Source organism: Chamaesiphon sp. (assembly GCF_041737865.1).
In the GTDB taxonomy this organism is placed as follows: Bacteria; Cyanobacteriota; Cyanobacteriia; order Cyanobacteriales; family Chamaesiphonaceae; genus Chamaesiphon.
On the sequence record NZ_JBGSQZ010000123.1, the window covers coordinates 1 to 24,156 of the forward strand.

Here is a 24,156-nt window from a genome sequence, read left to right on the forward strand (position 1 = left end):
GTTTTGACGTTGAAAGGCTCAGAACCCTTGCACTCGATCGCCAGATTCAAGCGATCGAGTGAGAATATTTGCAACAAAACCATTTTTTAGCAAGGAGTTCAGGCTTTAGAACAGCATCAGGGACTAATTCAGCAAGCCCTAATTAGTGTAGATCTGAGGGTACCCACAAGGAGCACCTACAGATAACTTGTACGGGTGCCCCTTATGGGTAACTTCGGGTTGCGGCAGCAATTTATCATTGTCCGTACCCTAAATCGAGATTTGACTATTAGTCTCCCTGCGGACATTCTTCCCAGAGATTGGTATTTTGACGCAAACTGCTCCAGTTACCGCCACCTAAAATCAAGTGATCTAATAAGGGAATTCCGAGTAACTTTGCACCTGCGAGTAATTGACGAGTGAGTTCGATATCGGCTTGGCTGGCTTCGGTGCTACCCGATGGGTGATTGTGTGCGACGATCGTTTTGGTGGCACCTTGCTTGAGAATAGCGGTAAAGATTTCTTTGGGTGGCGCGAGGGTTTCAGTAGCAGTACCGATCGTGATTAACTGAGTACCCAGTAGCCTATTCTTGACATCTAATAATAATATGGCAAATCGCTCTTGAGTAGACCACATCAACTCTTGACTCAGAGCAGCGGCAGCAGTATCGGGACTTTCTATAATAGCTCGATCGGGTGGACGCAATAAACAAGCCCTCTGTCCCAATTCTACAGCAGCTAAGATCGCCGTCGCTTTGGCGGGGCCGACGCCAGGAATATCCATCAATTCCTGGGGATGCAAATCGCGCAATCTTTCTAACGGATCTCGCTGATGCTGCCCCAAATGATTGAGAATATACTCACCTAACCCGATCGCTGATAGTTTACCAGGGCCTTGTCCCGTTCCTAATAAAATTGCGATTAGTTCCGCATTCTTGAGCTGTTTGACTCCATGTGCTAGCAAGCGTTCGCGGGGACGTTCGTTACTGGGGATATCGATGATGCGAAGGCTGTAGGTCATGCCACTGAAACGTAATCGGTGCGTAGTTAAAATTACTTGTCACTTTACGATGATTCGTGATGCGATCGAATCCATACAATGGCTGAATTATTCTCGATCGATAAAAATACTTCATCTAACCCCCACTCAATTTAGCCTTGTAGCCCAATTTAGTCACGATCTCTAATAATTTTTGACGATGGTCGCCTTGAATCTCGATCGTATTATCCTTCATCGCTCCACCACTACCACACTGATTTTTGAGTGCCTTGGTGAGGCTACTAAGTGTCTCTGGTGATACTTGAAAGCCACTGATGATGGTAACTGTTTTACCGCCTTTGCCTTTGCGAGAGGCTTCGATTTTGAGTTTGTGCTGGTTAGGTGGTAATTCGGCTGTCTCGTCAGTATCTGGTTCTTCATCCCCGAATTCACGATAGGCGATTTTGTTCATCTGTTTGAGTGTGTGGAAGGACTTGTCTTTATATATAGCAATCCTAAATCAGATCCTTGAGTATCGATCCTGGTGCGTTACGGCTGAAGCCTAACACACCCGACATCAACATAGCCGATCGTTTAGGATTGCTATGGTCTGATTTTACGATCGAGTGCGATCCGACAGAGTTCGTGAGAATATGAATTCTGTGCAATTAGCCTTCTTGTTTTCATGCCGACTAATGATTCCCAACTGCAAACCCAAGCCCGACAAATCCTAGACGCAATTGCCTTTACTCCCTTTGAACAATGTCAACCCTTGAGCCGCGAGTTTGGCACTATTCCCGCTCGTCCTGGGATCTATAGTTAGACACAAAACTGATGGACTACTTTACATCGGTAAAACTAAAAGTCTGCGAGGACGTTTCAGTGGTGGACATAAGGCTTTTTTGTGGGCGTGGCTCGACAAATATAGTAATGATGATGTTCGGATTGCGATACAGACAATTTCTCACTGGAGGAACCCTGCGTTATTATTGGAGCTAGAAGCCATCATCTTGAGGGCTACCGAACCCCCCTATAACGTCCAGATCCCTAGCGAATGGTAAAGCTATGCAAACTAGGCCGATAGAAAAACTTTCTGCGACTGATGCCCAGGCTATATTAGAACGATTGCCCGAAAGAATTCAAACTGCTATACTCGATCGTGCTGCTGAAATTGAGTATCCGATCGAAGCTGTGGTTGAGATGGCGATTGCTAGTTTCCTCGATACCGAAGCATTGGGTTTTGCTGATTGCAAACCAGGACGCGGACAATAGCGAGGATTTTTCTGAGTAAAATTAGAACTAAGTCTTATCGAAGCTCGACATGCCGTGTAAAGTAAGTCAACGCTCCAAAAATCGCGCGTAATGCGGCAAGCTCTGACTCGATATCACCAACGGAGGTTATTTATTTACACTCGATCGGCGAGTCAACTATCTTGAATACTAGGAATCATCCCTAGACTATATGCTGCTTTCTGCATTGAGGTAATTTCATCAGCACTCCACGCATAAATAGAATGACAGTTGTGAGCGACGAGCAACCCCCACAATCCTCTCTCCGTCAGAACTGGCGCAACTAGATTGGCTTTTACTTGTAGATCGCGCAAGAAGTCGCGGTGACAGGGTTGAATCGGCTCTGATTCGATATCTGGGATGGCGCGGACTCTTCCCTCCTCATAGAGTTTGGCATACTCACCATTGAAGCACTGGTCTGGCCCAGTACTACCCAGAATCGAAAACTGAGGATCGCTCAATGATTCAAATGTGACTCGTCCCGACCATTTATAATAAAAGTAGTATAGTACCAATCGATCGGCATTCAGAGCCGATCTCAATTCGTCGGTAGTTGTTTGGATTCTGATGTCTCTGGCTAGATCTCGACTTAACCTGTCGAATATTCTTTGGAGCGATGGATCGGGCATAACCTATGTAATGGATGTTGATTTTTTAGCTATCTGAAACTTAGTGCAATAACCAACAGTTACTCAAACTATGCGACTAAATACAATCTAAAATCTGATGGGCCATCTCTAGTTTAACGCAGGGCAGGAGATCGAACCGTTCGCCATTTTGTTTGAGTAGTACTGCTTGATTGCGATCGCTACCAAAGCCGCTGTCTGGTAGATCCACTGGATTAGCTACAATCGCATCTAATTGTTTGCGTTTTAACTTCTCTAGAGCTGGAGTGACAATATCACCAGTCTGAGCCGCAAATCCAATTAATTTTTGATGGGGTTGTTTAATCCTACCTAACTCAGCAATGATATCGGGTACTAGATCTAATTTTAACTCAGTTGGTAAGAGTTTTTTTGGTAATTTCTGGACGCTATAATCAGCAGGTTTGACATCAGCAACCGCCGCTGACATGATGACTAAATCGCTATCGGGGAAATACGCCAGCATTTCGCGGTGCATTTGTTCGCTATTAATTACAGACACTGTTTTGATTCTTTCATCGATCGAGACATCTGGCAAAGTACTATGAACTAGTGTGACGATTGCGCCCCGATGAACGGCTGCTTGTGCCAGAGCTAATCCCATTTTTCCCGTCGCCGGATTGCCAATAAACCTGACGGGATCGAAAAATTCTCGCGTTCCACCCGTACTAATCAGGACTTTTTTGCCAAGCAGATCTAGTTTACCCCCAGTGTGCAGGAGTGAATTAATATAGGGCAAAATCTCTGTCGGTTCGGCCATTCTCCCCCGCCCCACTCGATCGCAAGCCAACAATCCTGCCGCAGGCCCAGCAGCATGATAGCGTGAATCTTGACACAATAACTCCCAATTTCGCCTGACAGAGACTTGTTCCCACATCTCGGTATTCATCGCGGGAGCAAGCAAAATCGGACAAGTGGAAGCTAAGACTGTATTTGTTAATAAATTATCTGCTAATCCATGCGCTAATTTACCCAAAGTATTAGCAGTCAGTGGAGCGATGAGGAATAAATCCGCCCATTCTCCCAATTCGATATGCAGGGGACGATGGTGAATTGGTTGCCAAAAATCGCGATCGGTATAAGCTGGATGACGTGATAATGTGGCTACAGTCAATGGTGTAATAAACTGCTCTCCGCCAGCGGTGAGGATGACTTTTACCTCGATTCCTGTCTTGAATAGACTAGAAATTATCTCACATACCTTGTATGCCGCAATCCCACCCCCAATACCAATTAAAACCCGCATCAATTATGAATTTGGTGTGTTGTTTGCGATCGATATAACTTAGAGGTGCTGCGGTGATACTTACCTCCCTTATAAAGGGGAGGCTCTTGTCCTATTCCCTTTATAAGGGGAGGGTTAGGGTGGGGTAAAGATCTCCGCAGTACCGATCGCCATCTGTAGTTTCAATGATTATTAACGCTCGTAACCCTAGATCTATTTGTAGGGTGGGCAGTGCCTAGGCTGTTGACTTTGTTGGCATTTTCGCATTTTTCGTTCAGACATTTTTTGGTGTCCCTGTGAGCGCAAATCCCATGCTCAACAAGGATTTACGCTCACAGGGACATCGCCATTTTGCCTGAATTTTAACCCTCAAAAAGGGTACAGAGTCAACAGCCTAGGCAGTGCCCACCATCAGGGTTTTGAATGATTCTAGTATTTGGGCATGGATCTACCCACCCCACCCTACGGGCACCCCTCCGAGGAGGGGATTTTCTTATATGGTGCGATCGATATCGATCGAGATTAGGCTTCGTCGTAGGCTTCGAGATCGAGGAGATGAATGTATGGTTCGACTAGATCTGGGCGTTGAAAAGCGATCGCGCGTAAGAAGTGCCAATCTTGCAATCCATCAAACGGGTTTCCATAGTCATCGCTTTCCAACCGCAGTGCTAGTGCTTCTACCTCTTCTGTAGTCAGATTGGGGATAGTATTCCGTTTCGACATTTCGATCGTGGTCATAGGTCAAACCTCCGTACAAATACAGCAGATAGCAGCTACATTTAATCTTAGCCTTATTAGTTATTATTACCCGATAATCTGGTCAGGATTAACAAAATTACTGATAATTGCTGAGAATTTCAGTTATTTGGTAACAAAACTTCTAACTGTATCTAAGACTTCGGGCGCGATCGAGTGTCCCATGTCAAATTCTTGGTACTGGACATTCACGCCCCACTGAGTAAGTATTTCTCGACTTTTTTGAGCAGCGGCGAGCGGGACAACATCATCTTGTCTCCCATGCACCAGCAGGACGGAAGGAGCCGATTGAGGTGGCTTGGCTCGGTTTTGGTGCAAATAACCGCTAAGGACGATCAGACCCGCTACAGGCAAATCTAGCCCGATCTCCAGCGTCATCGTCCCACCCTGAGAGAAGCCCGCAATCCAAGTGCGATCGAGTGGGATACCTGTAGATGTGGGGAGCGACTCGATCCAAGTCGTCAAAACTTCGCGACTAGTAACCAATTGGGCGAGGCTGCGATCGTTCAATTGTCCCGCACCTGTAAATGAATACCACATTTTCCCCGTCTCACTATATTCATGGTCGAAAGTGCCATTGGGAAACAAGAATTGATATTCGGGCAGCTTAAAATACGGCACGAGTTCGCCGAGATCGTCATGATTGGCACCCCAACCATGCAGCACCACGATCGTGCCGATGGGTTTACCTGTCTGAGCGGGGACGAAAATAATATCTAAGGGACTGCTGGCATCGATTGGAGTCATAAGTGAGGAGCTAGTTTGGGTAAAATTTCGTGGTGGAGCAAAAAAACTCGATCGGGCGACTTTTGGCGGTTATTTATGCCCTAATTCGTACTATAGTAAGGCGTTTAGCAATATGTAACCTCTCTCCTTTGATAAAGTCATGACCCTACTACGCCTCATTCAAAGAGCAAGCATTCTCGCTGGGATGACTTTTGCTAGTCTTGCCATTCACAGCAATCCAGCTCACGCCGAAACAGAGTTTTGCATCGTTGCGAGTAATGGCAAGACCATCTGTGGCAAAGGAAAAGGGATCGAACGAATGTGTGTCTCTACGGATGGCAACAATACCATTTGCGGTAAGTTTAAATCAATCAGAGAAGAACAAGCACAAGAAGAAGCTAGAACTCCTGCGCCGAATTCTGGCTATCGGAAAGAAGTTAATAATTTTTTGTTGACGTTAGAAAGTTGTAGGCATATAGATAGAGCCGTGTTATGCCAAATGAAAATATTTAACAAAGGTAAAAGGAGGAATATATCGATTGCTAGCCGTAGCTCAATACTAGTAGATTCATCAGGAAATTCTTACCCTAGTTATGGAACAGATTTTGGAGGAGGGCCAGGTTCATCGAAGGCTGAGATAGATTCAAATACTGATATTATTGTGGGCATTAGTTTTGGGAACAATGATATCTCAAAGCAAGTAGTTAAAGCTCAAATATTGAATTTGGTTTTTGAAGAACCGCTTAAACCCATTCAGTTCCGAAACGTTCCTATTTCAAACTGAGTCAGATGGATTTAAAAGCGATCGCGATTTGATGAAATTAATATATTCTGTCGATCGCGTTCTAGAGTCTGTAGGGGCAGGTTTATGCGACTAATTCAAACCTGCAATTAACCTTCGTACAAACCTGCCCAACCCCACCGACAACCTGACGATCGCATTATTTCAACATTACGGAAATTCGATCTAAAAGTTAATGGTGGGTGGGGGCGGGTTTGTACAATAGAAATTGTAGGTTGGGTTGAGGAACGAAACCCAACATCCCCGAAGATCGATTGTGCGGATGTTGGGTTTCGCATTCGCTCTACCCAACCTACAGATCTGATAATCTGACGATCGCTAGGCTATAATACTATAAGATTGTAGATTGTGTCCTAAGTTTATGGATCTCACACTCAGACCCGAATTAGAGAATTTTATTCAACAAGAAATACTCGCGGGTAATTACGCTAGCCCTGAGGAAGCGATCGAGGCAGCATTGAACTTACTTCAAGCTAAAAATGCTACCGATCTATTGGCAGCAGAATTACGGGGACAAATAGATGTTGCAGCGGCTCAACTCGATCGAGGGGAAGGACTGGACGGCGAATCTGTACTAGCTAATTTGAGAGCTAAACTACAAGCTGCAAGAGAGGATCGGTAGATTGACTGAGTATATTATTGCTCCAGATACCGCTAGAGATTTAGAAGAAATATCCGCATATTATGCAATACATAATATTGAAGCCGGAGAGAAATTGCTGGATGAATTTGAAGCTAGATGTAGATATCTAGTGAGTTTTCCCAAAATCGGAAAAAGTTAGCGATCGATTCGTTCCGATCTCAGGGGAATCTCATTTTCGGGTTATATTATTTTCTACCGCGTCAGCGAAAGGGTTGTAGAAATATTGAGAGTAGTCAGTGGCAGCAGAGATCTAGAAGCCTTGTTTGCAGATCCTTAAAGCTATTAAATTAAATTACTAGAATGCTTCACTACGCGATCGTGTACTGATATATGAGTTTGTTTTACACCTAGTTCGATGAAATATCAGTTGACAATTTCGATCGCGATCTTCTCTCTTATCGCCACACATGTACCGAGCATGGCAGAACCTACAACTCTACCAACCGGAAGTCAATTTCATAGTCGGTGGCTGCAAGCTCAAAATCAAAATAACCTCGTTACTTTTCCCGAGGTTGAGTTAGCAATTCGCCAGCCGAGCGGCTTTATCAAGGCGACAGCATTTTATGGATTCGAGCAATCTACAACCAATTCATCGATCGTCATCACCAAAATTCCTGGCTCATATTCACAAGTAACTGGCGGATTTACTAGAGCTGGTTTGGCAACGCGGGGGATCTCGCTCATCTCCAAGCAAAATGTCAAGATCGAGAACCAGTCAGGCTTGCTGTTGAACGTTGCTCAGTCAGCCTACGGTCAAAAATTTCGCAAATGGATCTTGGTGTTTGGCGACGAGCAAAATACTAGGATCGTCACCGCCACTTTTCCTAGCGAAAATGCTAATAAACTCGGCGCACAACTCAAACAAGTCGTGCTAGCGGTTTCACTCCGTACATCCTCAACTGCGGCTGTTTCCTCCCTACCGTTCACAATCGCCGCTGTAAAGGGGTTGTCTCCCGTTGAGTCTGCAACAGGAGTGGGCAAGGTAGCGGTATTTACCAAGGATGGTAAGATCCCGACAGCAGCTCCTACCGATCCGCTATTTATTGTCGCTCCATCTCTGGGTGCAGTGCCAGTGCTCGATCAACAATCTTTTGCCACTCGTCGGCTATCTGGCTATCCGATAACGGACACCGTAGTAAAATCGACTAATGAAATCGCGATCGATAATTTGACTGGCTGGGAGATAGTGGCTGACGGTCGCGATCGCCAAACCAAAGTACCTTTGACAATATATCAGATCGTCCTGTATCCCAAACAAGGTGGATATGTCTTGATGACAGGTATCGTTGGCGATAAACAGGCGCAAATATATTTACCAAAGTTCAAAGCAATGGCAATAACTTACCGGAATGCTCCCAATTGACAACCAGCTTGTAGGGTGTGTTAGCGCAGCGTAACGCACCAATCGATAAATGAATAGGACGATCTGGTGCGTTACGGCTTGTGCCTAATACACCCTACAGTAACCTAACTTCTGATTGACGATCTCCTAATAGTAAGCCTAATCGTTATACAACAAGATTTTATAAGTTTCTGCTGTCGGTTTGGTAGCTTGAGCTACAGCTTTATCCAGATCTTTGAGATGATAGCGATCGCTAATCAAGGCATCAACATCAATCTTGTGGTTAAAAACTAGATCGGCAGATAAAGCCTGAACTTTGAACGAAGAACTATAACTCCCCATCAGATCGATTTCGCGTCGATACAAGACATTGGGATTGATGGGAATTTCTAACTCATCGGGGAACTCGGCAAAGAACAAGATTTTGCCACCTTTGCGGGTACAGTCTAGGGCTTGAAAAAAGGCTTTGTCGCTGGGTACGGCGAGGATAGCGGTATCTACACCCATCCCACCTGTTAAGGCTTGGATTTTGGCGGTGAGATCGGGATCGCGGGCGTTGAAGGCGGCTTCAGCCCCGACAGAGAGAGCTTTTTCAACTCTAGCGGGAATCAAGTCCGTCGAGATGGCTCTAGCTCCAAAATGCTGGACTAGCATAATAAACATTAACCCGATCGGGCCAGCTCCGGTAATTAAGACCGTATCTCCAGCTTGAATATTGGCTTTCTTGACAGCTTTGAGACAGCAATTTGTCGGCTCGACAAAACTTGCTTGTTCGTCGGTAACGCGATCGGGAATCGGGATCAAGCCGCCATTGCGGACGATATGTCCTGGAACCTTGACATATTCAGCAAAGCCGCCCCCACTGGGCGTAAATCCCGCCGTTGTGGTGACATTTTTGTAAACATCACACATCGAAAAATTTTCATGCAGACAGTATTTGCAGTGCATACAGGGAATATGGTGCATCACAACTACCCGCTGTCCGACTTGCCAATCTTTTACATCAGCACCTACCTGACTAACCACACCAGCGGTTTCATGTCCAAATATGCGGGGCGGTTCGTACAGTGGATACAGGATTTTTTTGATATCTGATTGACACAACCCGACTACTTTTACCTGTACTAGTACTTCGTCTGCGGCTAGTTCGGGAACTGGTACATCTTCATAGCTGAGTCGATCGACTCCACGGAATACTTGTGCTTTCATATTAGAGTTTAGGGTTTAGGCTTTAGGTGTTAGGTGTTAGGTACAACAGTAAATGGCGAATCGCTGTCAACTGTCAACTGTCAACTGTTTAAGGTTTTTTGGCTTCTAATAATTCAAACAATCCATCGTCTAACTCGTAACCGAGCATTTGCGTCATAAACTTGAGCCTGGAGCGATCTTCTACCTGCTGATGATTCAACCAATCTGTCAGCAGAAAAATCCGGTGCATCACCCAGATTTCCAGGGCTTCGGGGTTGTACTGAATTCCGTCCTTGCGACTGAATTGGTGGGGAACGAACATGGCTACATATTTGGCGAGTTCTCCCGCTTGCCAATTGAGAATCAGCGGTATATAGGGGTGACGGGCATCCAGGCGCATAAACCACAGTCGGACTTCGGGAATTTCTGACAATTCTCGCGGATCTTCTGGCTCTTGGGGATAGTCGATCGCTATTTGTAGCTCTAGATCGAATGTTTTGGGATTGGTGAGCAACCATTGTTCGATCGGGGCGGCGATCGGCGATAGGTCTAAGTTTAGGAGTGCTCGATCGTCAATACTAACAGTCATCATATGCTCAAATTATGCTCAAGTTAACAGACTCAGTTGCTCTAGATTGAAAATCGCTGATTAATTAGGAAGGGGTAAACGAATGTAGTCATCAGTGCTGTTTGGCTTCTGGACACTCTGTTCATCCTTTCCCCTTCCGCAGCATGACGCTCGACTACAGTGCTTGGGGCAAGATGTGAGTAAATGCTCCCTAACCTGTGACAAATTAGACATCTCGTGTAGGGGTGGATGGCGATTCGCGCTCCGTGTACGACAAGACAGCGAATCAAGACAGTGGATGGTGAATGCCTATTTCTTCGGTGGGAAGGGAATAGCTTCCTATTACTTAACGTAACTGAAAAAAGTATTGTAGGTGTTAAAATACCCAAAGAAATATAGCCGATCGTTCTTTGCTCTAAGCCATTACCGATCGCTAGTTTTCAGGTCTCCATCACTTTTATCTGTCCAACGATCGCCAAAGCAATCGCCGCAGCCGATCGAAAATTGGTAAGTCAATCGACCGTTTATAAAGATAGTGTAAGGAAATCTAATATAAATTGAAATGAATGATATGACTGTTGAAAAGGATATAATGCAAAATTCGATACTTTAATAATCAGCAAAAAAGCGGAATTTAGGCTGAAAAGCTACGCCAAGATACTTAGGATCGATACTGACAGGTCACAGGCTAGTCTTGAGCTATAAAAAATATATTTTCAAAAAATTTAATACTTTAGATGTCTGGGAGGAGTCAATGGCAAATAGTAAACGGCAAGCGATCGGTAATCATTTGACTGCTGTATGGAAAAAGTTTCAGCATCGGCACTCATCGAGAGCGGCTAGGGAGAGTGATGTCGATGTACCACCAAGCCAAATTGAGATCGATGAAGATCTAACTTATGACGGATATCCACAACCAGATCCGATCTGTAATAATGTTGTTACATCTACATTGACCAAGCTCACTGACGATGGTCTCTTCAGAGATGCGATTGCCCCAATGAGTAAACTCAATCTACCCAGACTAAGTGTCGATCCGTGGTCGGCATTTTGGGCTATTTTGGCGGCGATGGTAGGTGGGACGGGGATTACGAGTTATTTGTTACTGATTGCCGTCCCGCCGACGCCCAATTGTCAAGGCATTTTACCAATCTCGACTGATAGCGAACGCCTCTACTGCGCTCAAGTTGGAGCTGATACCAAAGAAGTACCCAAGCTGCGTAGTGCAATCGATCTGGTCAAAGGGTGGACAGATCGCCATCCGCTCTATGGCGAAGCGCAACGGTTGCTAAAATCCTGGTCTGAGGATTTGATGAGAGTCGGACGCAAGCAACTAGATGAAGGTAATATCGATCGAGCGATCGCCACTATAAAAATTATTCCAGTTAGCAGCCCCGTTTACGATCGCGCCCAAGAATCGATCGCTAAATGGTCGAGCCAATCCCAAACTAGTGCCAGCATCGATGCTAAATTTGAGCGATCGATGCAACTGGGCGAGTGGAATCAAGCATTTGGGACTCTGCAATCAGTACAGCGGATGCGAGGTAGCTACTGGAACACTTATAAATATGACAAAATGTCTGCAAAGCTCGTCCTAGAGCGAGACGCGTGGGACAAGCTCCAAGAAGCCAAAGATGCCCTAGAAGACAAAGAGAGCGATAGTTATGCCGAACGTGCCAAACGGTTGGAATTAGCAGTCAAAGCCGCAGCGATCGCAGGCAAAGGCCAAGTTAAAATTGTCGAAGCACCTTTGCCTCAAGAGCCAGAACCGATCGTTAAAGCGATGAAACTGGCGAACCAAATTAACCCGAACACATATGTTTATCAACAGGGACAGGTGCTACGGAGTAAATGGAGCAAACATCTAGTCCAGTTGAGCGTCGGTTTATACAAAACTCAAAATTTTAACGAAGCGATCGCACTCGTCCAAAAAGTGCCCCAGGACGTATCGATTTACCCAGAAGCACAAGATTGGGTCAAGCTCAACCAGGCTCACGTCTGGGCTGGCAAACAGCACATGCTGGCACTGATGAATGCAGTCGCCCAAGTCAAAAAAATTCCCAAGACTAGCTCAATATATACATTGGCGCGGACGAAACAATCAAACTGGCAAGGGATGCTCAAACAGCAAACTCAACTCCAGTGGGCAAAAAGCATTGCTAGCTTCCAGCAGCCAGCTACCCTCGCGCTGGCGATCGAAACTGCCAAGCAAGTCCCCGCTCAAAGTGATGTCGGACAAACAATTCAGGGGGAGATGGCAACCTGGAGTCGGCAAATTGAAATCGTGGATAATCGCGTCATCCTCGCTAAAGCTAGACAAATAGTTCGCACGGGCGAATCTCTAGCCAATCTCAAAGCGGCTGTGCGTATTGCTGGGAACATCACGATCGATCGACCGCTGGGTGCAGAAATTACCACCTCTGTAGCTGAGTGGACAGATAAAATTCAGACGATCGAAGATCGACCGATCCTCACTAATGCCATCGCGGTAGCTAGTAAAGGTAATCTCGCTCAAGCCATAGAGATCGCCAATAAGATCGCCCCAGGGAGAGCACTCTACGCACACACTCAAGCCGAGGTGCGATACTGGCGATTAGAACTACAGGAAATCGCCGATCGACGCACGCTAGAACGGGCGATCGGGATTTATCGTCAGGGGAAAATTTCGCTGGCGATCGATATCGCCTCAACGATCGCTCGGCGGAGTTCGATTTATAATGATGCTCGTTCCTACATCGCTGATTGGCGGCTGTTGATACCAAGTCCGATCCGTAATTAGTCGATCGTAAATTGTCCCTGGCTGTATGAAAAATATTCAAATTTCGCTATGGGACGAGCACCAGAATCAGATCTCCCAGCAGTGGCAATTTACCCCACCATCCCCAATCCACATCGGTCGATCGCCAGAACACCAAGTCGTCATCGATCGACCATCAATTTCGCGACTTCATGCCACGATTTCTTATACTAGCTTGCGCCAAGGTGGTGGCTATTGGGAAATTAGCAATCATGGTGTCAATGGTACTTTAGTTAACGATCTCTCGATCCTCCGCGTGTTATTGACCAATGGCGATCGCATCCAATTATCCACAGCAGGTGCATTACTCACCATTCAACTAGATATCGCACCAGTCAAACTCAATCCCCCCAATCCAGCCCGCTGCGAACACCCAGGCAATCCCCCCGATACACTATTTTGCGTCCACTGCGGTCAACCAATTGCTATCACCGAGCAGATTCATCAATATCAAATCCTCAAAACCTTAGGACAAGGAGGAATGGGTACAACATATCTAGCTTGGGATACAAAATTGCTAGTACTCAAAGAGATGAACGCAGATATGGCTCAAATTCCCAAAGCACAGGAATTATTTGAACGCGAAGCCAAAATCCTCCAAAGTCTCCACCACCCTGGCATTCCCGAATACTATGATTTTTTCGTTGCATCTGGGCGCAAATATCTAGCAATGGAACTCATCCACGGACAGGATTTGGATTTGTACGTGATGGAGCGAGGTAAAGTAAATCTAGCTCAGGCGATCGATTGGATGATCCAACTCTGCGAGATTTTGGGCTATATTCATCAGCAACAGCCACCACTAATTCATCGCGATATCAAACCAGCCAATATCCTCGTCCGCACGATCGATAAACGGATCTTTCTCCTTGACTTTGGTGCAGTCAAAGAAATCGGTACCTTCGGTGGCACCAAAATTGGCGCACCTGACTATATGGCACCAGAACAAAATAACGGTCAACCCTGCACCCAATCAGATTTATACGCGATCGGCCCAACCTTAATTTTTCTCCTCACCGGACGCAATCCGGCAGACTTTATCGAACTACAGCCCGACGGCTACCGCTTCAACCTAGCCTCTATTCCGAGCGTTACTCCCCCACTCCAAGCCCTCATCGATAAAGTCACCCAACGTCGAGCGCGCGATCGTTATCTCACCGCCGCAGAATTAGCTCAAGCCCTAGATGAGATCGATTGCAAGTAAGGGAAAGTGAGAGGGTAGAGGGTAGCAGGTAGCGAGTAGAACGGGGTAGAACGGGGTAGAGGGTAGCGGGTAGAGGGTAGCGGGTAGTTTGAATCGAATAACTCCCAACTAAAATCTAAAGTGAAGCGAATGCCGCACCACGCTTCCCACAAATCGAACCTTACGCAGGAGAGTTTGAGAGGCGGCGTTCCGCTTCTCAACGGGGGGTCTGGGGGTCGGTACCCCCAGATCCGGGTTCTGCCCAAACTAAGAGAATCGCCACCCGCAAGTTCTCTTCGCCTGCCGATTAGCTCATTACAAGAAGTGCCAAGAATACACCATCGCCAACAATACAAGTTCAATCCAACCCCCACTTTCTAATTAAAACTGGGCACACTACAAGTAACAGAGGCAACAATATGTCAAAATGCAATATAGTCGCAACAGGGAGCAGCAGTTGAGTAACTCAGATCGGTCTAGACCAGCAAATAACTCCGCTCTAGGTAAAGCCGAAGAAATCCCAGCAGCCTTGCGGGATGGAGATAAAACTCGATCGCCCAGCCTCAAGCGTGGATCGCGATCCAATCAACCACCGATTTCCAGGATCGCCATCGGCATCGGCGTACTTCTGGCTGGTGGAGCTGCTTTAATGCTAGCACTACCACGCGATCGCACTCCACTAACACCGACCGTCAGTGCCACTCCTAACGATCCCACCAGTCCAGCCACTACTAGTCCACAGCCTACTAACACAGATAACCTTTTAAACCATCTCCCCTACACCGAAGCTCCCGAAATAGAATTAGTGTCCATTGGCGGTGGTTATCGCTTGCGAAAAAATGCGGCGGCTAAATTTCAATCGATGGTAGCTGCGGCGCGATCGAGTGGTGTAAATATTACGACAATTTCGGCATTTCGATCGGTTGAAGATCAGAAACGACTCTTTTTTGGCGTCGGAGCCGAACGCGGACAACAGCCGACAAAACGTGCCGAAGTCAGCGCACCGCCAAAGTATAGCGAACATCATACTGGTTACGCGATCGATGTCGGCGATAGTTCGGTACCAGCTACCAATCTCAACCAAAATTTTGATACTACACCTGCTTATAAGTGGTTAAAAGCTAATGCAGCCACTTATAGTTTCGAGCTATCTTTCCCTAAAGATAACATCCAAAAAGTTAGCTACGAACCTTGGCACTGGCGGTTTGTCGGCGACATCAACAGTCTCGAAACTTTCTATAAAGCGCACAATCTCAAGAGTAAATAACCTCAGCTCATAGCGATTGGGGACTGGGAATGGGATGAGTGCGGTTAATTTAGGCGATTTCCCCTCACCCGATCTACCAGGTAATTACAATAGGTAAATCGAACGACGACAAATTTATTTGAATAATTACTAACTATTAAGTAGACTTTAATAGTACGACAGATCTATAGTAGTTATATATTAAATTTGCATAGTCAATAATGGAATTAACTAAAGCGCAACAACAACTCTACGATTGGTTAGTAGAATACATTCGCGAACACCAACACGCACCTTCGATTCGTCAGATGATGCAGGCGATGGATCTTAAATCCCCCGCCCCGATCCAAAGTCGATTGGAACATCTCCGCAATAAGGGTTTTATTGGCTGGGCTGAAGGCAAAGCGCGGACGATTAAAATCCTCAAATATGCGGCTAGTGGCGTACCAATTTTTGGGACGATTGCGGCGGGGGGATTAGTCGAACCGTTTACCGATGTAACTGAAAAATTAGATTTGTCACCCATTTTTCATCAGTCCGATTATTTCGCGCTGCAAGTTATGGGCGATAGTATGATCGATGATTCGATCGTCGAAGGCGATATGGCAATCATGCAGCCTGTCAAAGACTCCGCTGATGTCAAAAATGGGACGATTGTTGCTGCCCAAATCGAAGGTCAAGGTACAACCCTCAAACGCTATCATCGTCAGGGTGACTATATTACCCTTCAACCTGCCAATGCCAAGTACAAACCGATCGAGTCTGAGGCTCATTTAGTCCAGCTCCAAGGTGTGTTGATTGGAGTCTGGCGCGGTTATCAGTCCGCGAAACGCTAAGTTTAAACAGTTGATAGTTGACAGTTGACAGTTGACAGCGTTGTGGTGACAAGTAGGAGGGGTATTTCATGTGCCCGTCCTACTTGCTAAAATCGAGAGCTACAGAGTCTAGCTTTCACCCTTCCACCCTTCCACCCTTCCACCCCTCTACCCCTCTAAAGCCTAAAACCTAAAACCTAAAGCCTCTACTTGCATAGAAGTGTGACTAAGACCTAAAATTCAAGCGAGAGCCATATCGATCGCGACGATCCTAACCTGATGAAACTAACATTTATAATCGACCCGATCGCCAAACTAGATCCTACCCACGATACCAGTGTGGCATTGATGGAAGCGGCCGATCGACTGGGACATCAGGTATGGATTACCCAAGCTGAAAAATTGAGTGTCATTGGCGGTAGAGCGTGGGGATTTCTCCAGCCAGTAAAGCTCGTGCCCGTACAGCTTCAGGATGGTCGCTGGGTGGCTCAGGAAGACTGGTATCAGCTTGGAGATGTAGTATTCCTAGCTTTGGAAGAAATGGATGCCGTATTCATGCGGACAGACCCACCTGTCGATGTTCCATACCTCTATACCACCTACATTCTCGACTGTATCGACCCAACCAAAACCCTAGTCCTAAATAGTCCATCAGGACTACGCGCAGCGAATGAGAAGATGTTCGCGCTCCAATTTGCCGAATGGATGACTGAAACGATCGTTTCACGCGACAAAGCGGTGATTAGGCAATTTGTAGAAACCCACGGCGCAGCAGTATTAAAACCGCTCGGTGGTAAAGGTGGAGAAGGGATTTTATTTCTCACGCCAGACGATCGCAATTTTAATTCCCTGATTGAAGTTAGCACCAGACAGGATCGAGAACCGCTGATGATTCAGAAGTTTCTCACCGCAGCCAAGGATGGTGACAAGCGGATTATTTTACTCGACGGTAAGCCTCTAGGTGCAGTCAATCGGATTCCCACTGGCAAAGAGTTTCGCGGCAATATGGCAGTCGGCGGACGCAGCGCACAAGTAGATATTACCGATCGAGAATACCAGATGTGTGCCGCGATCGCTCCAAAACTTCAAGCTGCTGGTTTATACTTCGTGGGGATTGATGTCATCGGCGGTTATTTGACTGAAGTAAATGTGACTAGTCCTACCGGAATCCGCGAGATCGACAGGCTCAATGATGTCAATTTAGGTGGGCAAATCATTGAATGGCTTGAGTCTCGGCAATAATATCACTTGATGTGATAAAGTTACAACTAATTTTATGATTTCGTCAGAATATTACCGAAAAATGGGCGACAACTTGTGTAGATAATCATAAGTAGATTTTTCATACACTTGATAACTAATCATATTATGCGTACCCATCATCACTTAGCAGCGATATTGACCGGAACAGCGGTTGTTAGTGCGATCGTCATTACCCTTCCTAGTGCTGCTCGTGCCCTCCCTGGCACTCAAGTTAACGACATTGCGCGTGAAGTGACTGTACTGATTAGCGGCGAACAGGGACAAGGTTCGGGGGTAATTATCCAAAGAAATGGGAATACATACTTTGTGTTGACTGCTTACCATGTCGTCAGCAGTCGGGAAGGCTTTCGACTTCTAACTGCCGACCAACAACCACACAAAATCGATGCTAGTAAAATTAGACGTGTGGCTGGAGTCGATTTAGCAGTTGTGGAATTTACTAGTGACAAAAGCTATTCAGTCGCTAAAATCGGTACGTCCAAGACGAATGAAGGGCAGGATGTCTTTGTCTCTGGTTGGCCCTCGAATGGAGCTGTCGGCACAAGAGCTGGGGGTGAATTAATTAGACAATTTACGAGTGGGAGTATTTCTGGATTCCTACCCAAAGCTCTCAACGGCTACAGTATGATCTATACCAACGTTACCCGTGCTGGGATGAGTGGTTGTCCAGTATTGGATACTGCGGGAAGAGTAGTCGGAATTCACGGGATGGGGGACACAGAAGATGCGAAAAAAATGAGAGAATCAGGCGCAAGTCAAGAAATGGTCACAATGGCCTCTAAACTCAAATCTGGTTTTAACTACGCTGTGCCGATTAGTGTATTTCTAAAAAAAGCTAATTCAGTGGGAATTAGCTCCAGTGCACTGCAAATCGACCAATCTCCAGCTCCTGAAGCAGGTGCCGCTTATACTGCCAGCAACCAAACAGATCCCCGTGACAAAATTAGTAATCTTCAAGCAACATTAAACACTCTGAATGATATTAAAAAGACAGCGGATGGGGTGCGTGATGGCGCAGATTCTATTCAACAGGGAATTAATAGTATCCGTGGACTTTTTGGAAGATAATCTTAATCGACCTTTCGCACTTTAGTTAAATACGCTCATTTTTGATAGCCGATTGCAAGTATTATTTGCGATCGGCTATACTTTATTAGATACATCACCTAAAATATAACTATAATCCCAGAACTGGTTCTATATTTTACGATATGAAAAATCTGGTATTTCTGACACTTCTAGTTATTCCTGGGTTTACCGGAGTACTACTTTCTGGATATTGGGGTTATGCTGACTTTATCAAATTGACTGAGACAGAGCGTAACTTCCAGCAGTTGGTTATCAACAAAGCCAACCAAAGAGAATTGTTTATCGCTGCTCATCGTGAAAATATTCATCGACTCAATGTTGCTGCTGAAGGTGTCTGGCTAGGTTTGGGTTTAATTGCTGTAGGTGTAGGTACGATCGGCATAGTTCAGAGGGATTAGCATGAGCAAAATATGTCCTTAACCAAAATCTAAGAACCCATCCCCAGCCCCTCCCAGTCGGAGATTAATCTAGAGAGAAACTTTGGATCGAAGCTCTACTTCAAGGAAAAGCAGAAGTATGCCCACCACTTGGGGATTAAGCCGCTTATTTAAGATTTCTACGATCGTCAATTATTCATTTACCAATATACTTTTATAGTGCCTCAAGTTTCTCTAGATCGGACGATAGTTGCTGCTAAAACTGGTAATTTAATTAGCTTTCCTACGGATACTGTTCCTGCATTAGCGACACTACCAGAATGCGCCCAATTAATCTTCCAAGCCAAACAAAGAAGTCAAGATAAGCCGCTAATTTTAATGGTAGGTAAAGTTGCAGATTTGTGGCAATATGTCCAGGGAACCGAGCAAGAAATTGAGATTTGGCAAGCAGTCGCAGATCGATATTTACCTGGTGCCCTTACCCTAGTTTTACCTGCATCCGATCGAATACCAGCAGTAATGAATCCCCTCAAAAATCAAACGATCGGTTTACGAGTACCAGATTGTGAGATCGCTCGATCGATCCTACTCCAAACAGGTGCTTTAGCAACTACTAGTGCCAATTTATCTGGAGCACCACCACTCCTAACAATGGCAGAAATTAGCGATTGTTTTCCTCAAGTCCTCACTTTAGATATCGATCTAAATCCACCTACTTCGGGGCAACCATCTACAGTGATTAAATGGGATAACTCAAGTTGGAAATTACTTCGTCAAGGCGCAGTCGAATTTACCGAGCTAGATTAGATCCCCAGTTGCTATAACGATCCTAAATCAGATCCTTGCGACGCTCGGATACTGGTGCGTTACTGCTTGCGCCTAACACACCCTACCTGACATATTAATCTGCGTAGGCTGACTTGGCATCATGAGCCACGATTTCAATCGTAGGCATTCTGTCCCACATCTCTAATTGCTGACTTCTACCCCTCTCATTCCAGCCAAATTACTGATTGTGGTATTCGATCGTACTGGGATAGGATAAACACCATCAGACTTACATCCGTAGTCGATTGCTCATTGCGTGTGAATACTTGGTTTTTGTAGATGAACAAAAATTAGCTACAATAGGAGGCTGGTTCGTCACTTTACGAACAGCGTTCAAGTAGGAGGTTTTTATGTCTCGTGTATGTCAACTGACTGGTAAGAGAGCCAACAACGGTATGGCAGTTTCCCACGCTCACAACCGCACCAAAAAACTGCAACAAGTTAACTTGCAGTGGAAACGTGTCTGGTGGGCAGAAGGCAACCGTTTTGTCCGTTTGAAACTCTCTACAAAAGCAATCAAAACCCTAGAAATCAAAGGTTTGGTAGCAATGGCGAAGGATGCAGGTGTCAACCTCAACAAATTCTAGATTTCTAGATCCCCCGCTGGGGGTATCTGGCTGTCAATTTCCTGCATATGATCCAGCCCCAGCGATTTCCAATATTTCTCGACAGTCGATGCAGATGGCTACTGACTAGCCGCTATCAGACTCCAGAAGGAGGGTTTAGTCTTTCTGAAGTACTAGTTGCAATTTTGATAACCACCACCTTCGTAGCCGTTGCTATGCAGGGCATGGTGGTAGCGATGTTACTCAAGTCTAAAGCTTTACAGATATCTGAAGCCAACCGCTGGGTACAGGCGGATCTAGAGCAGATTCGATCGCAAATAACTCCGACTCAACTTCCTCTAGGTGCCAACCAAGTACGATGTCATCCCGCCGATGCTGAAGCTGGATTTGCCGATTTAATTAGGGATAATTTAGCTGGCGGAAATGTTACAGGTACTGCGGATTATCGCCTTGCTGCGACGAACCAAACCAGTCAGACGGGCAAAATGTTTCAAATTGCGCGGACTGTCAGTATTCCATTAACTCCAGAAAATGCCGCATTCAAAATTCTTGGCATTCAATATACAGTTACTCCCACCAGTGGGAGTAACTTAGAGCAGCCAATTCTCCAATTTTACACCGAGGTAATGGCTGATGCTGCACTTCAATGTCAGTAAGGATCTCGGTTTTACACTAACTGAATCATTAATTGTAGTTGCGATCGTAGGTATTTTATCTGCGATGGCGATTCCTAGTTTCATTGCCGCCCAAAATCGCGCTAAATTAGCTCAAGCGACGGATATGGTGGTGGCTAGTCTCCAAGAAGCACAGCAAGAAGCAATCCGCCGCAATCAACGTTGTCTGCTGACTTTAGATAAAACGGCTGGAAAAATTGCCGGAGATCGGGGCTGTTTATTATCTGGCGATCGCATTTTACCAGATGCGATCGCTCTCGATTATACTGGCGCATCTAAAGATATTCAGTATGGAATTCGGGGCAATACGACGACTAATAAGACAATTATTTTAGCGGTTAAAGATAATCTGAGTAATACTCGATGTTTAACAGTCTCTGCACCACTGGGTATCATCCGTGTAGGCAGGAGTTACGATCGTGTAGCTCTTACTTGTCGTAAACCTAATAGTTAATCTATTTTGACTATAGATGATTAAATTATATTCGTAATGCCTAAAATATTTAACTTGAATAATCAGAAGAGTACTCAAACTGGATTTGCGATGCCTTTAGCTCTGGGGCTAGGTTTAGTGATGATTATTGTAGCGGCTAGTATGATTGGGCGTTCTCAGAGCGATCGATCTACTACTGCTTCTCAACGAGAAATTAATCGAGCATTAAGTGTATCTGAAGCCGGAGTTATTAGAGTTCAATCATTTCTCGATCGACATAAAATATTAGCAAACAAAGATCTAGATCGATGGTCTAACACACTCGACGATTTATCATTACCCCAGTCAAGTTGTAGATTAATTAATTTAGCTTCAGCTAAACAGCAAACTGGATTATTTGAAAATAGTACTTGGATCGATCTAGATAATAGAGATCGAAATAAAGGTAGATACCGAATCATCAACTACAAATATGAAAATGGAGTTGGTAAACTAACTGTCGCTGGTGAGATCGATGCCTATAATACTACTCAGAATACTTCTAAAAGCACCCTCACAGTAGCTCTACCGATCGGCAGTGAATCAGCGACAATCGCCCCACCAGCATTATGGGCAAATACCTTTAATCTCAGTGCAAATCAAAAGATTACGGGACAAATTAGAGGAGTGGTTTGTCCTCAACTCCCAGCGACAGATTCCGATGGGATTGCAGGTGTCGATGTTAGTAATGTTGAATTAATTAGTAGTGTACCCAGCGGTCAAATTATTGCCGATCCATTCACACTGATTCCACTTGCAAAAGATCCACCAACTAATGCTATTTTGCTACCAGCACTTACCACTTCAATTACACTTCCTAGACCAAATCCTAGCGATATACCTGACGCAAGAGGCGAATATCACTACTTAGTAGATATAGATATTTCTAGTGGCTACTCAATTAAATTACAGGATATCGATCGCCTCACAGTTAATTTAGTTGGCAACCAAAAAGTCAACCTCTATCTCAAAGGTAATCTAGATTTAGCTGGTAGTCAAACTATCAATGTGAATGCAGCACATCCGAATCTACGAATCTATGGTAGCTCACAAACTGTCAAATTAATTATCAAAGATACTGCATCTATTACTGCATTTATCCATGCACCATTTGCCGATGCTAAGAGTATTCATTCCAGCCCTCCCAATCCCAGCAAAAATATTACTGGCGCAGTCTGGGTAAATAGTTGGGATTCTACAACCAGTCTAAATGAAATTCCGATCGTTCAATCCGGTAATTGGTCAGATTTCGGAATCTCTAAACTAAAACAACCATCACAAATAAGTCCGATTAGTTACTGGCAAAGAATAGAGAATTAGTAAGAAGTGGAAGCTAAATTAAATGAATTTTACAACTAAAGAGATCGATCGGCATAATCCCCATTCTCAGCAGATGTTCCAAGGAGGATTTACTTTAGTTGAATTACTAGTCGCTTTAGTCATTACCGGAATAGTTATCAGTCTAACAGGGACTGGACTGTATGCGCTGATGAATGCAAATCAACGCAGTCAAATAGAAACAACAGATCGACTAGAACTCGAACAAGCATTAGCTTTTATGACTGATGAGATCAAAATGTCTCAGCAAGTGATGACCAATATTCCGGCTGATGCTACTGATTTTAATCAAGCATCAGGGGCTACTGATATTCAGATAATTTTAGTTCTAAAGCCAGCACCAAGTAGCAAATTAACAAAGCCGATTATTTATTATCTAGCCGATCCTCCCAATAGTAGCGTCTGGTTGGGACCTAGAGTAATCTATCGCTGGGGGCCAACTCTACTACAAAATGGAAACTATAGTGATGGTGATGGAATTGATGTTGCTCTAATTTTACCTGGTTCGCCGATCGAATACTTTAATGAGGTTTTAGTCGATCGAATCAGCGATCGAGGTACGGCTCCAGCTAATATTGCTTGTGAGAGTAGTTATAATTATTCTATACCTGCTATGACCGATCGAAAGGGATTTTACGCTTGTATAGCTTTAGCTAAAAAATCAGTTAAAATTTGGATGTATAAACAGCCTAATTCATCCGCAAAAAGTCAATCAATTAATGCTCTAGTAGTAACGCGCAGTAATTAGTAGCTACCAGTCGCGATCGATATCTCTTACTCAATTAGCATGTCAATAGTAATTACTACGGCGCAGCTTAAAACAATCTATGACTATGCCGAAGCTATTTACCCAGAAGAGTGCTGTGGTATTTTGCTCGGAAGGATAGATGGAGTATCCAAAATAGTTGTCGAAGTCATTGAGACAATTAATATCTGGGAGAAATCCGAAGTAACTACTTTAAAGAACTTGGATGACTTAAATCGAACTAAACATAGTCGTTATACGATTTCGCCGCGAGATATTTTGCAAGCCCAAAAACGCGGGCGAGATCTCCAGCTTGACATTGTTGGCTTCTTTCATTCCCATCCTGATGCTCCGTCGATTCCTTCTACTTGCGATCGAGAGCGAGCATGGGAAATATACTCTTACCCAATTATCTCAGTAACTAATGGCAAAATCAACGATATCAAAAGTTGGGTATTAAATAGTGAGGAGATATTTCAGCTAAACCCCGTCTAACATGAAACCCGTAGTTTCTCTTCTTCAGGATCGAGGTGATTTTTCACCCATAATCGATCGGCAAGAGAAATAGGCGATCGATTGATACGATGCTGAAAATCATCAACAGCTCGAATTAAATCGCTC

The 24,156-nt window shown here is 44.9% G+C and carries 26 protein-coding genes and 2 pseudogenes; 20 read left to right on the forward strand and 8 right to left on the reverse strand.

The annotated features are described in order from the left end of the window. Positions 1–268: 268 nt before the first annotated feature. Together radC and ACEW9J_RS08850 are read right to left on the reverse strand one after the other, a co-directional pair. Positions 269–1,000: a DNA repair protein RadC gene (gene radC, locus ACEW9J_RS08845; protein ID WP_373544769.1), complete on the reverse strand. Its 732-nt coding sequence runs from the start codon at positions 998–1,000 to the stop codon at positions 269–271. Positions 1,001–1,115: 115 nt separating this feature from the next. After that, on the reverse strand, positions 1,116–1,466 hold the full coding sequence (locus tag ACEW9J_RS08850; protein ID WP_373544792.1) for a translation initiation factor: 351 nt from the start codon (positions 1,464–1,466) through the stop codon (positions 1,116–1,118). A 177-nt stretch (positions 1,467–1,643) separates the two neighbouring features. Here ACEW9J_RS08850 and ACEW9J_RS08855 point away from each other — a divergent pair. Next, positions 1,644–2,019: pseudogene (locus ACEW9J_RS08855) on the forward strand (GIY-YIG nuclease family protein). Positions 2,020–2,023: 4 nt separating this feature from the next. Beyond that, positions 2,024–2,230 (forward strand): hypothetical protein, encoded by a 207-nt coding sequence (locus ACEW9J_RS08860; RefSeq protein ID WP_373544770.1) that lies wholly within the window; start codon positions 2,024–2,026, stop codon positions 2,228–2,230. Between the two features lie 152 nt (positions 2,231–2,382). Here ACEW9J_RS08860 and ACEW9J_RS08865 read toward each other — a convergent pair whose 3' ends face one another. The 4 genes from ACEW9J_RS08865 to ACEW9J_RS08880 form a co-directional block, all read right to left on the reverse strand. Further along, positions 2,383–2,877, reverse strand: a complete 495-nt coding sequence (locus ACEW9J_RS08865; RefSeq protein WP_373544771.1) for a GAF domain-containing protein — start codon at positions 2,875–2,877, stop codon at positions 2,383–2,385. A gap of 76 nt (positions 2,878–2,953) precedes the next feature. Further along, positions 2,954–4,138 carry a bifunctional phosphopantothenoylcysteine decarboxylase/phosphopantothenate--cysteine ligase CoaBC gene (gene coaBC / locus ACEW9J_RS08870; RefSeq protein WP_373544793.1) on the reverse strand — a complete coding sequence of 395 codons (1,185 nt, stop codon included), beginning with the start codon at positions 4,136–4,138 and terminating at the stop codon, positions 2,954–2,956. A 501-nt stretch (positions 4,139–4,639) separates the two neighbouring features. Continuing rightward, positions 4,640–4,855, reverse strand: a complete 216-nt coding sequence (locus tag ACEW9J_RS08875; RefSeq protein ID WP_373541967.1) for a DUF2555 domain-containing protein — start codon at positions 4,853–4,855, stop codon at positions 4,640–4,642. Between the two features lie 123 nt (positions 4,856–4,978). Then, positions 4,979–5,620 (reverse strand): alpha/beta hydrolase, encoded by a 642-nt coding sequence (locus ACEW9J_RS08880; protein ID WP_373544772.1) that lies wholly within the window; start codon positions 5,618–5,620, stop codon positions 4,979–4,981. A gap of 184 nt (positions 5,621–5,804) precedes the next feature. On the opposite strand from ACEW9J_RS08880, the gene ACEW9J_RS08885 reads away from it, so the two are divergent. The 4 genes and pseudogenes from ACEW9J_RS08885 to ACEW9J_RS08900 all read left to right on the forward strand — a co-directional run bounded on the left by ACEW9J_RS08885 (position 5,805) and on the right by ACEW9J_RS08900 (position 8,407). Further along, positions 5,805–6,383, forward strand: a complete 579-nt coding sequence (locus tag ACEW9J_RS08885; RefSeq protein ID WP_373544773.1) for a hypothetical protein — start codon at positions 5,805–5,807, stop codon at positions 6,381–6,383. Positions 6,384–6,762: 379 nt separating this feature from the next. Continuing rightward, complete coding sequence (locus ACEW9J_RS08890) at positions 6,763–7,023, forward strand: type II toxin-antitoxin system ParD family antitoxin (protein WP_373544774.1); 261 nt, start codon at positions 6,763–6,765, stop codon at positions 7,021–7,023. Position 7,024: 1 nt separating this feature from the next. After that, positions 7,025–7,321: pseudogene (locus tag ACEW9J_RS08895) on the forward strand (type II toxin-antitoxin system RelE/ParE family toxin). A gap of 78 nt (positions 7,322–7,399) precedes the next feature. Beyond that, positions 7,400–8,407 carry a hypothetical protein gene (locus tag ACEW9J_RS08900; RefSeq protein WP_373544775.1) on the forward strand — a complete coding sequence of 336 codons (1,008 nt, stop codon included), beginning with the start codon at positions 7,400–7,402 and terminating at the stop codon, positions 8,405–8,407. A gap of 138 nt (positions 8,408–8,545) precedes the next feature. Here the strand turns inward: ACEW9J_RS08900 and ACEW9J_RS08905 are convergent, their stop codons facing one another. Then, positions 8,546–9,595, reverse strand: coding sequence for a zinc-dependent dehydrogenase (locus tag ACEW9J_RS08905; RefSeq protein ID WP_373544776.1), 1,050 nt, complete (start codon positions 9,593–9,595; stop codon positions 8,546–8,548). 88 nt (positions 9,596–9,683) lie between these two features. Next, entirely contained in the window at positions 9,684–10,166 is a 483-nt protein-coding gene (locus ACEW9J_RS08910) for a CRR6 family NdhI maturation factor (RefSeq protein ID WP_373544777.1), read from the reverse strand. A gap of 730 nt (positions 10,167–10,896) precedes the next feature. Between ACEW9J_RS08910 and ACEW9J_RS08915 the strand changes: the two genes are divergently transcribed. The 14 genes from ACEW9J_RS08915 to ACEW9J_RS08980 all read left to right on the forward strand — a co-directional run bounded on the left by ACEW9J_RS08915 (position 10,897) and on the right by ACEW9J_RS08980 (position 24,030). Further along, positions 10,897–12,921 (forward strand): hypothetical protein, encoded by a 2,025-nt coding sequence (locus tag ACEW9J_RS08915; protein ID WP_373544778.1) that lies wholly within the window; start codon positions 10,897–10,899, stop codon positions 12,919–12,921. Positions 12,922–12,946: 25 nt separating this feature from the next. Further along, positions 12,947–14,143: a protein kinase gene (locus ACEW9J_RS08920; RefSeq protein ID WP_373544779.1), complete on the forward strand. Its 1,197-nt coding sequence runs from the start codon at positions 12,947–12,949 to the stop codon at positions 14,141–14,143. A 406-nt stretch (positions 14,144–14,549) separates the two neighbouring features. Next, on the forward strand, positions 14,550–15,389 hold the full coding sequence (locus ACEW9J_RS08925; protein ID WP_373544780.1) for a D-alanyl-D-alanine carboxypeptidase family protein: 840 nt from the start codon (positions 14,550–14,552) through the stop codon (positions 15,387–15,389). A 200-nt stretch (positions 15,390–15,589) separates the two neighbouring features. Further along, entirely contained in the window at positions 15,590–16,204 is a 615-nt protein-coding gene (lexA, locus tag ACEW9J_RS08930; protein WP_373544781.1) for a transcriptional repressor LexA, read from the forward strand. A gap of 258 nt (positions 16,205–16,462) precedes the next feature. Next, positions 16,463–17,425 carry a glutathione synthase gene (gshB, locus tag ACEW9J_RS08935; RefSeq protein WP_373544782.1) on the forward strand — a complete coding sequence of 321 codons (963 nt, stop codon included), beginning with the start codon at positions 16,463–16,465 and terminating at the stop codon, positions 17,423–17,425. 126 nt (positions 17,426–17,551) lie between these two features. Then, on the forward strand, positions 17,552–18,514 hold the full coding sequence (locus tag ACEW9J_RS08940) for a serine protease (RefSeq protein WP_373544783.1): 963 nt from the start codon (positions 17,552–17,554) through the stop codon (positions 18,512–18,514). A 143-nt stretch (positions 18,515–18,657) separates the two neighbouring features. Next, positions 18,658–18,933: a hypothetical protein gene (locus ACEW9J_RS08945; RefSeq protein ID WP_373544784.1), complete on the forward strand. Its 276-nt coding sequence runs from the start codon at positions 18,658–18,660 to the stop codon at positions 18,931–18,933. 198 nt (positions 18,934–19,131) lie between these two features. Next, positions 19,132–19,719 (forward strand): L-threonylcarbamoyladenylate synthase, encoded by a 588-nt coding sequence (locus ACEW9J_RS08950; RefSeq protein ID WP_373544785.1) that lies wholly within the window; start codon positions 19,132–19,134, stop codon positions 19,717–19,719. A 371-nt stretch (positions 19,720–20,090) separates the two neighbouring features. Continuing rightward, positions 20,091–20,327: a 50S ribosomal protein L28 gene (gene rpmB / locus ACEW9J_RS08955; protein WP_373544786.1), complete on the forward strand. Its 237-nt coding sequence runs from the start codon at positions 20,091–20,093 to the stop codon at positions 20,325–20,327. Between the two features lie 47 nt (positions 20,328–20,374). Further along, positions 20,375–20,962 carry a hypothetical protein gene (locus ACEW9J_RS08960; RefSeq protein WP_373544787.1) on the forward strand — a complete coding sequence of 196 codons (588 nt, stop codon included), beginning with the start codon at positions 20,375–20,377 and terminating at the stop codon, positions 20,960–20,962. After that, positions 20,940–21,434: a GspH/FimT family pseudopilin gene (locus ACEW9J_RS08965; RefSeq protein ID WP_373544788.1), complete on the forward strand. Its 495-nt coding sequence runs from the start codon at positions 20,940–20,942 to the stop codon at positions 21,432–21,434. The genes ACEW9J_RS08960 and ACEW9J_RS08965 overlap by 23 nt, the downstream gene beginning before the upstream one ends. Positions 21,435–21,488: 54 nt before the next feature. After that, complete coding sequence (locus tag ACEW9J_RS08970; protein WP_373544789.1) at positions 21,489–22,772, forward strand: hypothetical protein; 1,284 nt, start codon at positions 21,489–21,491, stop codon at positions 22,770–22,772. 22 nt (positions 22,773–22,794) lie between these two features. Further along, entirely contained in the window at positions 22,795–23,538 is a 744-nt protein-coding gene (locus ACEW9J_RS08975; protein WP_373544790.1) for a type II secretion system protein J, read from the forward strand. A gap of 39 nt (positions 23,539–23,577) precedes the next feature. Continuing rightward, on the forward strand, positions 23,578–24,030 hold the full coding sequence (locus ACEW9J_RS08980) for a M67 family metallopeptidase (RefSeq protein WP_373544791.1): 453 nt from the start codon (positions 23,578–23,580) through the stop codon (positions 24,028–24,030). Positions 24,031–24,156: the final 126 nt, after the last annotated feature.